The organism is Pseudoalteromonas sp. DL2-H2.2 (assembly GCF_021532535.1).
GTDB classification, from domain to species: Bacteria; Pseudomonadota; Gammaproteobacteria; order Enterobacterales; family Alteromonadaceae; genus Pseudoalteromonas; species Pseudoalteromonas rubra_A.
The window spans coordinates 59,146-73,067 of record NZ_JAKGBD010000018.1 but is presented as its reverse complement, the minus strand read 5'-3'; the positions used below and the strand labels follow the sequence as shown (position 1 = coordinate 73,067).

General features: G+C 47.6%; 14 protein-coding genes. 10 read left to right on the top strand and 4 right to left on the bottom strand.

Features of this window, described 5'->3' with window-relative positions:
* Positions 1 to 183: 183 nt before the first annotated feature.
* The 5 genes from L1285_RS21305 to L1285_RS21285 all read left to right on the top strand — a co-directional run bounded on the left by L1285_RS21305 (position 184) and on the right by L1285_RS21285 (position 3,944).
* Positions 184 to 1,398 carry a phosphopentomutase gene (locus tag L1285_RS21305; protein WP_235414249.1) on the top strand — a complete coding sequence of 405 codons (1,215 nt, stop codon included), beginning with the start codon at positions 184 to 186 and terminating at the stop codon, positions 1,396 to 1,398.
* 17 nt (positions 1,399 to 1,415) lie between these two features.
* A complete protein-coding gene (deoD, locus tag L1285_RS21300; RefSeq protein WP_046004606.1) occupies positions 1,416 to 2,117 on the top strand; it encodes a purine-nucleoside phosphorylase in 702 nt (233 codons plus the stop codon).
* A gap of 194 nt (positions 2,118 to 2,311) precedes the next feature.
* Positions 2,312 to 3,052 (top strand): ferredoxin--NADP reductase, encoded by a 741-nt coding sequence (locus L1285_RS21295; RefSeq protein ID WP_235414248.1) that lies wholly within the window; start codon positions 2,312 to 2,314, stop codon positions 3,050 to 3,052.
* A gap of 118 nt (positions 3,053 to 3,170) precedes the next feature.
* Positions 3,171 to 3,629, top strand: coding sequence for a nuclear transport factor 2 family protein (locus tag L1285_RS21290; RefSeq protein ID WP_235414247.1), 459 nt, complete (start codon positions 3,171 to 3,173; stop codon positions 3,627 to 3,629).
* 177 nt (positions 3,630 to 3,806) lie between these two features.
* Positions 3,807 to 3,944 carry a hypothetical protein gene (locus L1285_RS21285; RefSeq protein WP_235414246.1) on the top strand — a complete coding sequence of 46 codons (138 nt, stop codon included), beginning with the start codon at positions 3,807 to 3,809 and terminating at the stop codon, positions 3,942 to 3,944.
* 61 nt (positions 3,945 to 4,005) lie between these two features.
* Here L1285_RS21285 and L1285_RS21280 read toward each other — a convergent pair whose 3' ends face one another.
* A complete protein-coding gene (locus L1285_RS21280) occupies positions 4,006 to 4,887 on the bottom strand; it encodes a tetratricopeptide repeat protein (RefSeq protein ID WP_442960530.1) in 882 nt (293 codons plus the stop codon).
* A 124-nt stretch (positions 4,888 to 5,011) separates the two neighbouring features.
* Here L1285_RS21280 and L1285_RS21275 point away from each other — a divergent pair, with 124 nt between their 5' ends.
* Entirely contained in the window at positions 5,012 to 5,803 is a 792-nt protein-coding gene (locus L1285_RS21275) for a substrate-binding periplasmic protein (protein WP_235414245.1), read from the top strand.
* Between the two features lie 130 nt (positions 5,804 to 5,933).
* A complete protein-coding gene (locus tag L1285_RS21270; RefSeq protein WP_235414244.1) occupies positions 5,934 to 7,436 on the top strand; it encodes a hypothetical protein in 1,503 nt (500 codons plus the stop codon).
* Positions 7,437 to 7,493: 57 nt separating this feature from the next.
* On the opposite strand, the gene L1285_RS21265 is transcribed toward L1285_RS21270, so the two are convergent.
* The 3 genes from L1285_RS21265 to L1285_RS21255 form a co-directional block, all read right to left on the bottom strand.
* Positions 7,494 to 7,790: a hypothetical protein gene (locus L1285_RS21265; RefSeq protein ID WP_235414243.1), complete on the bottom strand. Its 297-nt coding sequence runs from the start codon at positions 7,788 to 7,790 to the stop codon at positions 7,494 to 7,496.
* Positions 7,791 to 7,943: 153 nt separating this feature from the next.
* Positions 7,944 to 8,579: a response regulator gene (locus L1285_RS21260; protein ID WP_235414242.1), complete on the bottom strand. Its 636-nt coding sequence runs from the start codon at positions 8,577 to 8,579 to the stop codon at positions 7,944 to 7,946.
* Positions 8,572 to 9,771 (bottom strand): sensor histidine kinase, encoded by a 1,200-nt coding sequence (locus L1285_RS21255; RefSeq protein WP_235414241.1) that lies wholly within the window; start codon positions 9,769 to 9,771, stop codon positions 8,572 to 8,574. Before L1285_RS21255 ends, L1285_RS21260 begins: the two co-directional genes overlap by 8 nt.
* A gap of 82 nt (positions 9,772 to 9,853) precedes the next feature.
* Between L1285_RS21255 and L1285_RS21250 the strand changes: the two genes are divergently transcribed.
* The 3 genes from L1285_RS21250 to L1285_RS21240 all read left to right on the top strand — a co-directional run bounded on the left by L1285_RS21250 (position 9,854) and on the right by L1285_RS21240 (position 13,843).
* The gene (locus L1285_RS21250) at positions 9,854 to 10,627 is read left to right on the top strand and encodes a hypothetical protein (protein WP_235414240.1); all 774 of its coding nucleotides are present in this window, start codon (positions 9,854 to 9,856) and stop codon (positions 10,625 to 10,627) included.
* 203 nt (positions 10,628 to 10,830) lie between these two features.
* Positions 10,831 to 13,497 (top strand): reprolysin-like metallopeptidase, encoded by a 2,667-nt coding sequence (locus L1285_RS21245; RefSeq protein ID WP_235414239.1) that lies wholly within the window; start codon positions 10,831 to 10,833, stop codon positions 13,495 to 13,497.
* Positions 13,487 to 13,843, top strand: a complete 357-nt coding sequence (locus tag L1285_RS21240) for a hypothetical protein (protein WP_235414238.1) — start codon at positions 13,487 to 13,489, stop codon at positions 13,841 to 13,843. The genes L1285_RS21245 and L1285_RS21240 overlap by 11 nt, the downstream gene beginning before the upstream one ends.
* Positions 13,844 to 13,922 lie beyond the last annotated feature (79 nt).

Genomic DNA, 13,922 nt, shown 5'->3' with positions numbered 1-13,922 from the left:
GTCCAATTAGTGACAGGATTTAATTAATATAGGTACAAATTGTTTTTTGTTATGCTTTTATGACAGCGGACTTATGTCCTGTACGTTAATTTTGGCTACAAATAAAGTAACACCCTCTGACGAGTAATCACGACAAAAAAACAAAATCGTTGTGCGTCAGAATAAACAAATGAGAGGTAAATTATGGCAAGAGCAATCATATTAATGGCAGACAGCTTGGGTATAGGCGCAGCGCCCGATGCCGAAAAGTTTGGAGATGCCGGTGCTAATACCTTTGCTCATTTGTTAGCAGCTTATAAGAAAGAAAAAGGCGAAGCCTTATCTTTACCTAATTTAAGTAAGTTAGGTTTGGTTGCCGCATGTGAAGCCGCAGGCAAAGAAACGTGTGACGTTGCCGAGCGCATCGAGCCACAAGCAGCCTGGGGTTATGCTAAAGAATTATCCAGCGGTAAAGATACACCGTCTGGGCACTGGGAAATGGCAGGCGTACCTGTGTTGTTTGATTGGGGTTACTTTCCCAATACACAGCCGTGTTTCCCACAAGAATTTATTGATGAGTTGTGTAAGCGTGCAGATATCCCCGGTATTTTAGGTAACTGTTATGCATCGGGCACCACCATCTTAGAGCAACTGGGTGAAGAGCACGTCAAAACTGGTATGCCTATTTGCTACACCTCAGTTGACAGTGTGTTTCAAATAGCCGCACATGAGCAGTCATTCGGCCTTGACAAGCTTTATCAAGTATGTGAAATCGCACGGGCACTGCTTGATGAAATGAATATAGGACGAGTGATTGCGCGGCCATTTATAGGCACTTCGAGTGCCGACTTTATTCGTACTGGTAATCGTCGCGATTACTCAGTGTTGCCACCGTCACCAACAGTATTAGACAAGCTGGCAAACGACGGTGGTGAGGTGATCAGTATCGGTAAGATCGCAGATATTTATGCGCATCAAGGTATTACGCAAAAGCACAAAGCGCCTGGCCTGATGAATCTGCTGGAAAAAACCAGCGAAGTCATGGCAAGCGCACCGGACCATAGCTTGATTTTCACCAACCTGGTGGATTTCGATGAGAAGTTTGGTCACCGCCGCAACGCGGTTGGTTATGCAGAAGCACTGGCGCAGTTTGATGCTTATTTACCGAACATCATCGACCAATTAAAAGACGATGATCTGCTGCTTATTACAGCTGATCACGGCTGTGATCCGACCGCACCGGGTACAGATCACACCCGCGAATACGTGCCAGTATTGGCGTATCGTAACGGAATGAACAATACTCCGTTAGGTGAAAGAAACAGCTTCGCAGACATGGGCCAGACACTGGCTCAATGGTTTAACCTGTCTGCTTGTGATTATGGTGACGGCTTTGCAGCCCAACTCGCTAAGGCTTGATTTAAAGGAAACATGTTATGAGTACTCCGCATATTAATGCTAACCCAGGTGATTTTGCAGAAACGGTGCTAATGCCAGGGGACCCACTGCGTGCCAAGTACATTGCTGAAAACTTTTTGCAAGACGCACGTCAGGTAACGGACGTACGCAACATGTTTGGTTTTACCGGCACTTATAACGGTAAGCCAGTTAGTATTATGGGCTCAGGCATGGGTATTCCATCTATGTCTATTTATGCTCGCGAGCTGATTGTCAGCTTTGGTGTTAAAAACTTAATTCGTATCGGTACTTGCGGCGGTATTAATCAGGGAACAAAAATCCGTGATGTTATTTTCGCACAAGGTGCCAGCACCGACTCAAACGTTAACCGCGCTCGTGTACGTGGTTATGATTTTGCTGCGATTGCCGACTTTGGTCTGCTTGAAAACGGTGTAAACGCAGCACGTCGTCTGGGTATTGAAGCAAAAGTGGGTAATGTATACACCACAGATACCTTCTATCAGGCCGACAGCAGCTTTTACCCTGAACTAGACAAGCTGGGCGTACTGGCTGTGGATATGGAAACAGCTGGCCTGTACGGTGTTGCCGCAGAGTATGGCGCAAAAGCAATGGCATTATTCACAGTAAGTGACCACGTGATCACTGGTGAAGCAACGCCGCCAGAAGAACGTCAAAGCACGTTCAATGAAATGGTTAAAATTGCCCTAGAATCAATTTAAAGAATTTGGTCCTTTAAAAGGGCCTCCCTGTTCCTTGGTAACGTAATCGCAGAGTTTTGGAGACACGCCTAAAACAACGCGAATCACACCCAAAAAGCCGCACCTAGTGCGGCTTTTTTTTATCTGTCATTTATTTTTACCTCACTTTATGCCAGATTTAAAAGGCTGGTATAACAAAATGATCGGGAGCAAGTATGGCGAACTGGGTGAATGGCAAAGTGGTCGAAAAGCTGTGGTGGACACCCAGCTTATTTAGTATCAAGGTGGCGGCTGACATAGACCCTTTTTGTGCCGGTCAGTTTACCAAGCTGGCTTTACCCGTTGAGGACAAAAAAATCTCGCGGGCATACTCGTTCGTAAATGCCCCTCAGGATCCACTTCTCGAATTCTTTCTGATCGAAGTCCCGGATGGTCAATTGTCTTCTCCACTGGCCTCGTTGGACATTGGCGATGATATTCTGGTGGCAGGTAAACCCAGCGGATTCTTTACACTCGATGAAGTACCTGACGCCAGCGTGCTGTGGATGCTCAGCACCGGAACCGCGATAGGCCCCTTTTTGTCTATGCTGGGTGAGGGCAAGCTCTGGAAGCGATTTGATAAAGTCGTGCTGGTTAACGGCGTGCGCCATGCCCAGGACTTGTGCTATCAGGACATGTTGCTCGACACGGAAAAAATATTTAAGCAGTTTAAATATGTGCCTTTGGTTAGCCGCGAGCAGGCAGAACATACCTTATCCGGTCGGGTCACAAACCTGCTTGAAAGCGGCGAGTTATGCCAACACTGTGGTTTCGATGAGCTGCCCGCAGACAGCCAGTTTATGTTGTGTGGTAACCCGCAAATGGTAAAAGACACCAGTGCGTTATTGCAGACCATGGGTTTTTCACGGAATCGACGTGCAAAACCTGGCCACATTACGGTAGAGCAGTATTGGTGAGTTAATGGTAATGTATTGAGAGCTTGACACCGTAACAGCGTGGATCTCGCCTGAACCTGTATTCTGATCCGCAAATTTGCTATCTTGCAGGCCAAATTGTCCCATCAAAAGGTAATTTATGAAGTACCTATTTGTGCTGACTGTTCTGGTTTATTCGGCCATCGGGCTGGCAAACCCCGCGCTCGATGAACAGGCCAGTGATTATCAGCTAGCTAAGACTGAGCAGGAGTTAGCGGCTGAGGCCGTCGTTGATAAGCTTATCTTGGCGTACAACGCACAAAATATTCGCCAGTTCATAGAGTTATATGCAGAAGACGTTGAGTTTTATATGTATCCGCAAACGCTGATGTTTAAGGGCAAAGAAAAACTCATTGAGCGTTATGGGCTGATGTTTAAGAAAATGCACTGCCTTAAAGCAACGTCAATAAAGCGAGTAACGCATGGCTCAATCGTCATTGATCACGAAACCTCAGAAATTTGCACTACAGAACCGGGTGTCGTTGATAAGCGCTCCGAGTTTGTCACCAGCTATCAAATCGAAGCGGGTAAAATTACAAAAGTGGTGTATTTTCGCTAGCGAAAGTTTAACAAGTGCTTTAGTGTTGGTGCCTCATTAATTGTTTAGTTCGAAATTCTTATGTATGTAAATCTCGTGATTGATACACCTTACTACAGTCCGTTTTGCATATATTAGAGTGTCTTGCGGTAATGACATTTATTACCAAATTACCCAAAAGCGATAAAAGGATGGCCTATGGTTATTCTAACTAATATGCAAGCCAAGCGCGTTTTTGCTGGTGTAGGCGGAGGTACTGGTGGGGTTGGACTCCCTGACAGGCAGCGTGCCGAATTGCCTCCCAAAAAAGATAAGCCTGATAGTACAGGCGGTTAATACCATATACTGTGCCGCAGCAAGACTGCTTGTGGCACAGTTTCTATTTATAAATATACTTCTACCAGTGCTCTACCAGCTCCTTAAAGCTTGGATTGCTTTCCAGCACCTGAAATGATGGCTCGTGTGTTAGTTCGTTTTTCAGGTTGGGTGAGTAAGCCAGGGCCATTTTAATATCGGCAATGGCATCTGCTTGTTGTTCCAGCATGGCGTAAGCACAGGCGCGCTGCCAGTAGGCGTAGCCGTAGTCGCTGTCGATTTCCAGTGCCTGGTTACACAGGTTAATGGCCGGGCCGGTTTGCTCCAGTTCCAGCAGTGCATCTGCCTTATACACCAGTGCCTCTACATCATCAGGCTGACGCTTAAGAATTTCGTCATACATCTCAATCTTACCTTGCATGTCACTTTCCAGATTCGCCCGCATCCACAATGAATGGATCTCATTAGTGATGGTGATCTTGCGGTGGTTGTTGAGGATTTCTTCAGAGCGCTCTTTGAGCTTTTCCTCCAAGGTGCCGAGCCTTTGTTCATACTCTGCCGTGATATCGCCCACCCGGGCATTAACAGTTTCTTCTACCTTATTTTTGATATCGCGCAGTGAGTTCCAACCAGCCAAAACTAACAGTGAGGCGGTAGCGGTAATTATAAATAATACGTTGTTGATGGTGTCGGTGGTGTAGGTTAGTGCCCGGTCGGCGGCATCCAGCTGCTTGTGAGTGAGCTGCAAGGTGACATCTTCGCGTAATTTTTGCTGATCCTGCCGTAAAGATTTTAATTCATCCAGAACATAGCGCTCCATGAGCGGGCGATACATGGGCTCTTTGAGCTGTTGTAATGCTTGTTGTTGCTGCTGCTCAGTGAGCGTTGTTGTGGGTTGTGAGGCGTATGCCGTAAGGGGACAGCACATCAATAAAGAGACGAAAAGGAGGATATTTTTTAACATAGCAGTGATCTGTTTGAGAGTTTGGTCTAGCATGTTGCATGAGAGGCTCAAAAATTGCAAAGTCTGCGGGTATAGTTGCGCAGGCTCTGTTCGAGTTAGCGGGTGTTGAGGTTAAAAAGATTGCATGAAGTATTGCACGGTATTCTGGGGATTGTTTTTAACTTTGCTGGCAGCAATGGGCATGTTTTTCGATTTGGCCGCCGCAGAGCTAAAACCGCGCCCGGTGATTGTGCCCACATCAGAGCCAACTATCCAACTTCAGGTGGTCACCGAAGAATGGGTACCTTACAACTATACCAATCAGCAGGGGCAGGTTGACGGGCGTGCCACCCAGAAAGTGCGCGAAGTGCTTGATGCCGCCGGGATCAGTTACGAAATCCAGGTGTTCCCCTGGACCCGGGCGATGAAAATTGCGCAAACTCAACCCAACACCCTGATTTATTCCATTTTTCGAACGCCTGAACGTGAAGCTCACTTTGAATGGGCGTGCCCTTTGTTAAGGCCGGTCAAAGAGCATCTCTTTCGGTTAGCCTCCCGCAACGATATAAAACTGAGTTCACTGGACGATGCCAAGCGGTATATAACCGCTTTGGTCAGAGGCAGTGTGATCCACGAATACCTGCTCTCCAAAGGGTTTAAAGGGGGCGTTAATTTGGATTTGTCTGCTGATCCCAGCTCCCTGATTAAAAAGCTGCTAGCAGGGCGTGTCGACTTTCTTATAACCACTGAATTCACCATCTATGAGGCGCTGCGCCGGATAGACAAGCCCTACGAGACGGTGATTTCTGCGCTAGAGGTGCGTGACCGCTCCGGTGAGAGAGCCTGCATGGCATTTCACCCTGATACTGATAGTGAGCTCATCAATCAGGTGCGTCGAGCGCTGGCGGAGCACAATCGTCGCTATATTGGTCCTTAATTGGTTCTCTAGTTACTCATCTTTTCAAGTTTATTGATGACTTCTTGAACAAACTTGACGTCTCTGTCACAGTGACAATGCAACACATGCTGTTTGCTATCAAATAAAAATATAATCAAGGAGTTAGAGTATGAGTATAGCTAGATTTTTAATCCCGCTAATAGGTTCCCTGATATTGATCATAGCCTTCAATACCAAGGCAATGACTTTGTCAGAGTTACACCAAATTAAAAAAGGTAAGTTTTTTCTCGCTGGTAACACATCGGATGAACCGGTTGTGAGTTTAGCGCTTAAAAAACGTGGTACAGGTGATTATAAAAGTACAAATTCAAGCGAGCTGCAGTGGCGTAAAACGGCAGATGGACTCCAGGTCAGCCTCCAATCACCTGAGGTAATATGGGAGTTTACTGAGCAGGGAACGCCTTTTCGTGCTGAGACCTATCAATGGAGTGTACATCCCAAGGGGAGTGGCGAAGAAGTAACCTATATTCAGCATATGCGGGTAGTACGGCTGGATACTATGGAAGTGGTGGAGACTGAACCGCAGCGTTTTTCCGGCTTGTTATTATCGGCCAAAGCGATGGGTGAATGGCCCACAGATATGGCTGAAGGGGTCTGGTCGCTGCCAGCTGTTGATCATGTATACCAAGGCGAAGACTCGGTGTCTGTATTTGGTGATGTTGAAGCGCGCTTTTTTGCTGATGGGCGTGGCGAGATGACTCATTATGATAACAGCATCAGCCGCTTTAAGTGGCGTACAAGAGGAAATCGCTTGTCTCTAAAGTACTGGCACAAGGGGGTGAAAAAGAAAATCACATTCAGAATTGTGGAGTCGATCAAGGGTATTGGTCAACGTGTGATTGCCACTTTGCAGGATACGGATAGCACTGCACCATTGCTCCGCACCGGATTCATGGTTAAGCAACAGGACCTGCACTTCAATTACGACAATACGGTAGGCGCCTGGCGCAGCGGCGATATTCGTTACGATTACTATGAAGACCATATCCACATCCCCAACCTGGCCTTCCCTGCTTCCAAGTGGGCTTTTAATCAGAATGGGGAAATAGAACGACAGAAGATAGTACACCCGGAGCTGGGCACAGTGGCGGTCTGTCCCGATGATACCTGCTATGTTTCTTGTGTTTTCAAGATGAAATTACTGGCGCGAGATAATGATACCTTGTACATCTCATTTTCATCGGATTCTGAGCTGGTACCGCGCGGTCCTCATGTCTTTATGGGTAAAGCCGTCAAGCCTTTTCAGCTAGATAAGCAACATAGTGTGTCTGGTTTTAGCTATAGCTGGTTGAGCCAAACTACGTTGACGGTTAAGTCAGGGGACAAGTCAGAAGACAAGTCCGAACCTTACTTTTTCACATTGATGCCGACAGCTAATGGTGGGAGTGAATACCTTTATTCAAAAGGCACGCCGAGGAACGTTCAGGGACCATTCTCGATAGTGGACGGCAAGCTTCATCTTTTTGCCACAGACGGCGCGGTTCAGGTCGTTGAAATAATGGATGCTAACCGCAAAGCGTTAGCGGTTTGCCGTTACCCTCTTGGTGCCCAATGTGGTGCCGGTGATGAAGCCACTATGGTATTTCACAACGGGTTAGAGCAAATTAAGTAAAAAACGGAACCAGGCTGCTTTGCTCAGGAGCCTGGTTTTTTATGGGTATCAATGGCCCTAAGCGGCTGTACTTGATAGCAGCTGGTATAAAGCGATAACAACGACAAGCGAGATCCCAATGAGTAAGTAAGGTGAGCTTGTTGAGCGTTCGTTGGACTGAGCAACCAGGTGTTTTTCATACAACTTGCGGCCATAGCCTGCATTGCCATCCAAGCGTGTTTGCGAGTAGCGGGGAAAAGCCAGAATACCCACAGTGGCAAACAGGGCGGCATTTACCCAATGTCCTTTGAGCAATGTGAGCAACGCCAGTGTCAGTAAGGCAATGCCCGAGATCCATCTGATTAAGTAAGTCATAGTGCGTCCAATGCAATAATAAAACCAGCCTGTACTTTAGAGTTTGAGTTCTAATCTTGCAAGTGATTTGTTCCCAATATGAATAAATTACAGGTTTAACCTATTTTTCTCACTCATTGAGTAGGTTATGTCTCACATTTTGTGTTTTTAGTGCTAATCGTGTTGCTGTACCAGGCCCAGTTCTACCGCTTTGAGCGTGGCCTGAGTACGATCTCTGACCTGAAGTTTGCTGAGCAAATTAGAAACATGGTTGCGGATTGTCCCTTGCGCTTTAAATAACCGGGCCGCAATTTCTTTATTTGAAAGACCCTGAGCAATGAGTACGAGTATCTGCTTTTCCCGCTCAGTCAGTTCTTCCAGCACGGACTCTGTGTGTTTAAATACATTACTCAAGGCATTCTGGATAACCAGCTTGCCGTTATGCACAGCGCCAATGGCCGCTTCCAGCTCTTCCAGCTCAACGTCTTTTAGCAGACAGCCGCTTGCACCCAGCTGTAGTGCTTGCTGAAGCTTTGTGGTGTCGTCAAAGGTAGTCAGGATCAGCACTTTGGGTGCTGTGGGTAATGCTTTAAGGCGCTCCAGTACGCCAATGCCATCGAGCTCGGGCATACGCATATCCAGTAATACAACATCCGTCTCAATCAGACCTGCTGTATAGTCGTTGATAAACGCCAGGCCATTTGCAGAGTTGCTGTTGCATTCGATATTTTCGCACAATCCCAGCAGTGCTTGCATGCCCTGTCGAACGAGCGCCTGGTCATCAACTAAGTGGACTTTTATTTTATTCATTAGCAGGTGTTTCCTTAAAAATAACTTGCAAAGCAAAGCCTTCTGATGAGCTTTGCCAGGCAAAGTCACCTTTGAGTTCTCTAACCCGCTCTTGCAGACCGAGTAAACCATTGCCGGGCTCATTTTGCTTGGCTCCCGTACCATTATCTGTAATCTTCATTTGAAAATCTTCCTCCTCCAGGGAGCCAAATTCAATATGAAGCTTGGTGGCATTGCTATGTTTGAGTGTGTTGGTAATACTTTCCTGACAAATCCGCAAGATACAATGGGCGTGGCTCAGGCTTTGCAATACAGGGTGTGGCTGAAATGTCAGCGAGATTTCAACCCGGGGCACGTGATGGATAAGATCCGTCAGAACCGCTTCCAGATCAAGAGGCTGGTCAGCACGTTTATCGCTGACCAGTGTACGGATTTTCTCCAGTGTTTCGCGTGCCAGTGTATAGCTTTGCTGTAGCTGAGATTTGAGCGGCTCTTGGGCAGTTCTTCTGGCAACGTCAAGGTTAACAATCAGGCTGGTCAGCTGATGGCCAACGTCATCATGCAGCTCTCTGGCTAAGTAAAGTCGCTCTTGTCTTGAAACCGATTGCCCCAGTAAAGACTGGGTGGCCAGCAACTGGCTGTTGGCCAGCTGAGCCTGCTCTTTAGCGGCACGTTCCTCACGCATTCTGTGACTCACCACATAAGAAAATAAATGAAATGAAGCAAATAAACCGGTTTCAACCCAAGGCCATGGTTGTGCCCAATACAGTGTTTGAATCAGCAAATAGGAAAGGCTTGCAAAAAGTATGTAGCAATAAGACTGCACCGGTGACAAATAAAACGTCAATATGGCAATGAGCATGACACTGTAAATAAGATAAACCGATGAGGGCAACATAAAGCCTGCGCTCTGGATCAGAGCGGCCATTATCGCAAGTAGCCAGTACCTGACGGCATAGCCGTAGCTTTGCTGAGACTCATTGGTCACCAGCAAAATAAGGGGCAACAAGATGAGGTGAGGTAACCAGGCCCAGGCCGATGCCTGAGACAGCGCAAACAGGCTTGGAATGGCAACCGCACACCAGGTGATGAGTGCGGTTACAAGCATAGAGGGTTGATATTGAAAGTAAGACTGCACAGTAAAGCCATAGTTGTATTGATATCCTGTACTTATATCAGATCCCGGTAAGAAAGACAGCATGACGATTGTCATGGTGTTTTAGTGACAATAGTGACATGAACGGCGAATGGCTTTTCTCTATTCTGAAGCAACATCAACTCGGGAGTAAAATGTCATGCAACACCTACATCAATTTTCACTGCTCATTCATATCCTAGTGGGTAGCTGTACGCTGCTGTTATTCTGGGCACCTGTTTTGGCTAAAAAAGGGGGAAAAGTACACAACCTGTCGGGCAAAGCCTATGTTTATTGTATGCAGCTGGTCGCCTTTACCGGGATTTTGTGCTGCGCACTGGTTTTGATTGACCCTGTTGCCATTTATCAGGGGGCTTATGAACGGGCACAAAATCAGGCTGAGTTTATTCAAAATGCGCGTGAACGGGCCAGCTTTCTGCTTATGTTATCTTTCCTTGTTTTGACATCTGTTGTGCACGGTAGACGTGTGCTCACAGATAAAGCCTCTCGTCAGTCATTAAGACGCCTGGATATGCTGTGCGGTTATGTTGCTTTGTTGTGCAGTGCGCTTTATGTGGCCTATCTTGGCGGCCAAAGTGGTCAGCTGTTATATCTGGTATTCAGCGTTATCGGTATGCTAGTGGCGATTAAAATGATGCGCTATACGTTTGCACCTAAGGTACAACCTCGGCAGTGGGTTATTGAGCACCTGAGTGCCATGATCGGTTCAGGTATAGGAGTGTATACGGCATTCAGCGCTGTAGGAGGTCGGTACTTACTCGTAGAGATAGTGGGAGAGCAGGCCATTTTAATGGCGTGGCTGGCACCTTCTTTAGTAGGCACCCTGGCTCTGGTTGTTGCAAAACGCAAATATCAACAACGTTACCGAGTCGCAGGCAAAGGAAAATCAGCAGTTCAGGTTGAGGCGCTCTAAACACTTTATTTTCAGATATTATCTGTAAAAACAATATTCTTCCTGCTCAGATAAGTGTGCCTGAACCGACCAGAATAAGTGAGTTGTTTAGGTACATTTATCAATCCTGAAATAAAGTGCCGCCAAATGGATGCTAACCGTCTATGCTTGTAATTGTGTGGTCAAATTATGACCCAAATGACAACAATTCGACGGGGCTAACAATGAATAAACTCTCACTGATATGCCTGATGCTGCTTTTTACCTGCCACAGCGCGCTTGCAATACAGTTAATTGACCAGACCCACTGGACTGTGTTTGAGCGAGAGAGCCAGCTCAAGCGCACGCACACTGAGCAACATCTGGAACTCGACTTAGCATCCGTCAGAGCAAAGATGGTGGCTGCCAATACGCTGGACATGGCGATGCCACTGCCCAATGGTGAGTTTGTCACCTTTCGTCTCGAACCCAGTCAGGTGATGGCGCCGGAGCTGGCAAAAAAATACCCTGACATTATGACTTTTAAAGGAGTGCAGCTGGGTGAGCCCAGCAATGTTGGCACCTTTGATCTGTCACCAAAAGGGTTTTGCGGGATGTTTGAACATCAGGGAAAAACAGTTTATCTCGACCCGCAATCCGACTCCTACAACTACCGCAGTTATTACTTTACCTCAGCCAGGCAACATACACACGCAGCCGATATAAAGCGTCACCCGCCGATCCGTTTTCCCGGCATATCAGACGCCACGTTAAATAAGCCAGATGGCCTGATGCAAACCAGCCAGATCAGCGAGCGAATAGTTTATCGTCTTGCGGTTGCGGCCACCGGAGAGTATACGGCTTATCATGGAGGCACGCGGGCTTTGGGTCTGGCTGCCATAGTGACCATGGTTAACCGGGTCAACCAGGTGTATGCCCGAGATCTTGGGGTCACTTTTCAGCTCGTCGCTAATAACGATCAGATTGTGTTTCTGGATGCAAACACTGACCCATTTACCAACACAGATCAGGATATCGACGGGGATACGATATCTCAGGCGATAGAAAGCGTAATGAGCGACGCAGACTACGATATTGGCCACTTGGTTGTAACAAGTGGAGGTGGCGTTGCCGGGCTTGGGGTGGTGTGCACAAGCCAAAAAGCAGCAGGTCTGACGGGCCTCCCAGAACCTGAGGGCGATGCTTTTTTTATTGATTATGTTGCCCATGAGATTGGCCATCAGCTAGGTGCAGAGCATACTTTTAATGGATTGCAGGGGGCCTGTCAGGGGAATCGCTCTGGGTTGTCTGCCTACGAGCCTGCTAGTGGGTCGACCATCATGGGATACACAGGTATTTGCGTTGACCAAAACTTACAGGCAAACTCAGACGCCTTTTTTCATTTACACTCCATAGATCAAATGGTGGAAGTAACACGTCAGGGTGTGGGCAACACCTGTGGAACTCGCACCAATCTAAGTAATCAGAGCCCGGTTGTAGATGCTGGCGCTAATTTTACGATACCTGCACGCACACCATTCACTTTGATGGGCAGTGCAACTGACTCTGACTCCGACACCCTCAGTTACAGCTGGCAGCAATTTGACCTTGGGGCGGCAACAAATAGCCCAGCTCAGGATGCGATTGACCCTGGAACAGGACCTTTGTTCAGGGTGTTTAATCCCACAATGAACCCGAGCAGAACGTTTCCCAAATTGGTAGACATTCTGACTAACAGTGTTACCTATGGTGAGGCCTATCCAACGACAGACAGAACCTTGAATTTTCGCCTTGCAGTAAGGGATGGTCAGGGGCATGTAGCCAGTGATTCGATGCAAGTAACAGTGGTTAATTCCGCGACCGGGTTTCGGGTGACACAACCCGACAGCAGCAGCCAGTGGCTTTCTCAAACCCATACGGTAACCTGGGATACTGCGAATACTCAGAATGCCCCTGTGTCCTGCAGCCGGGTTAGCATCAGTCTGTCAACCGATGGAGGATTGAACTTTGGCACTTCGCTGGCGAACGGGGTTGATAATGACGGGCAGCAGGATGTGGTCATCACATCAGCAATAAGCACTGACTCTGCTCGCATCAGAGTTAACTGTACCGACAATGTCTTTTTTGCAATCAATTCGGGCAACTTTACGATTAACTTTGATGGTCCGCCTGCTCCTATCAAGCCAGTGTTTGTATCTCAACAACCACTGTCTGTTGCAGAAGACCAGCGGATCCAAATCAAAAAAGAAGACCTTAATTTTGAGCTGGGTCTGGCCGTTGACTCAATTACTTTGTTTCCCGGCGCTAATTATACGCTTACAGATCTAACTGTGTCCCCGAGCGAAAACTACAATGGGGATCTACTGATATCTGCAATTGCAACTAAAGATAGTCAAAACAGCGAGGCGTTCACTATCAAGGTGACAGTAACGGCCGTCAATGATGCCCCTGTAGCGCAAAATGACACGGCCAACGTCGACTTTCAGGCTCAGCAAGTGTTGCTATCAGTCTTGAACAACGACACCGATGTAGATAACGATCCACTGAGTATCTCGTCGGTGGACTATCAGGGCAGTGGCACGGTAACCATTGCTTCGAATGGCTTGGTTTATACGCCCGCCAGTGGCTTTTCTGGCACAGATACCATCACTTATAGTGTGACAGACGGTAACGGAGGCAGTGCAACGGGTCAGGTTACAGTAACGGTAGCGGCTGCCCCCGCAGAACCTGACCCTGAGCCCGAGCCTGAGCCGGATCCACAACCCGACCCTCAACCCGATCCGCAACCAGAACCACAGACTCCTGCCCAATCTTTGGATGATGGCGGCTCAGGCGGCGGCTTGTTTGCGATGCTCTGGTTATTGATTGCGGGCCTGTGCATCAGGGGAGGAGTAAAAAAGTATGAAGGATAAAATCACCGCAGTGGGTACCCTGCTTAGTATAGGTTTGACTATGGGGTGCCAGGGGATGCATAAGCAACAAGAAGCTGACGTTGATGATAAACTTCAGCAAGCACTTACAGAGGCCATGGACAAGCAAGACTTTCGTTTGTTCTACACGACGGGCCGACGGCCCGTCGTGCCGGGCTTTGAACAGTTTGCATTCAAGGACTTGGAAGCGCGTTGTGGTGTAAAAGTCATGCCTGGAACTGGCGACACCTTGCGCAGTGAGGCGGATAAAGCCGCACGTAGCGAAGCGTACCAGTACGCCAAAAGTTATAATCTTAAGATATATGATGCGTGCTTAAACAAACTGTGAGTGGCAGTGAAACGACAGCGTCTGTTGCAGGACAATGACGAAATGATAGGCAGGTCTGTGTATTAATATCAGACTGCCA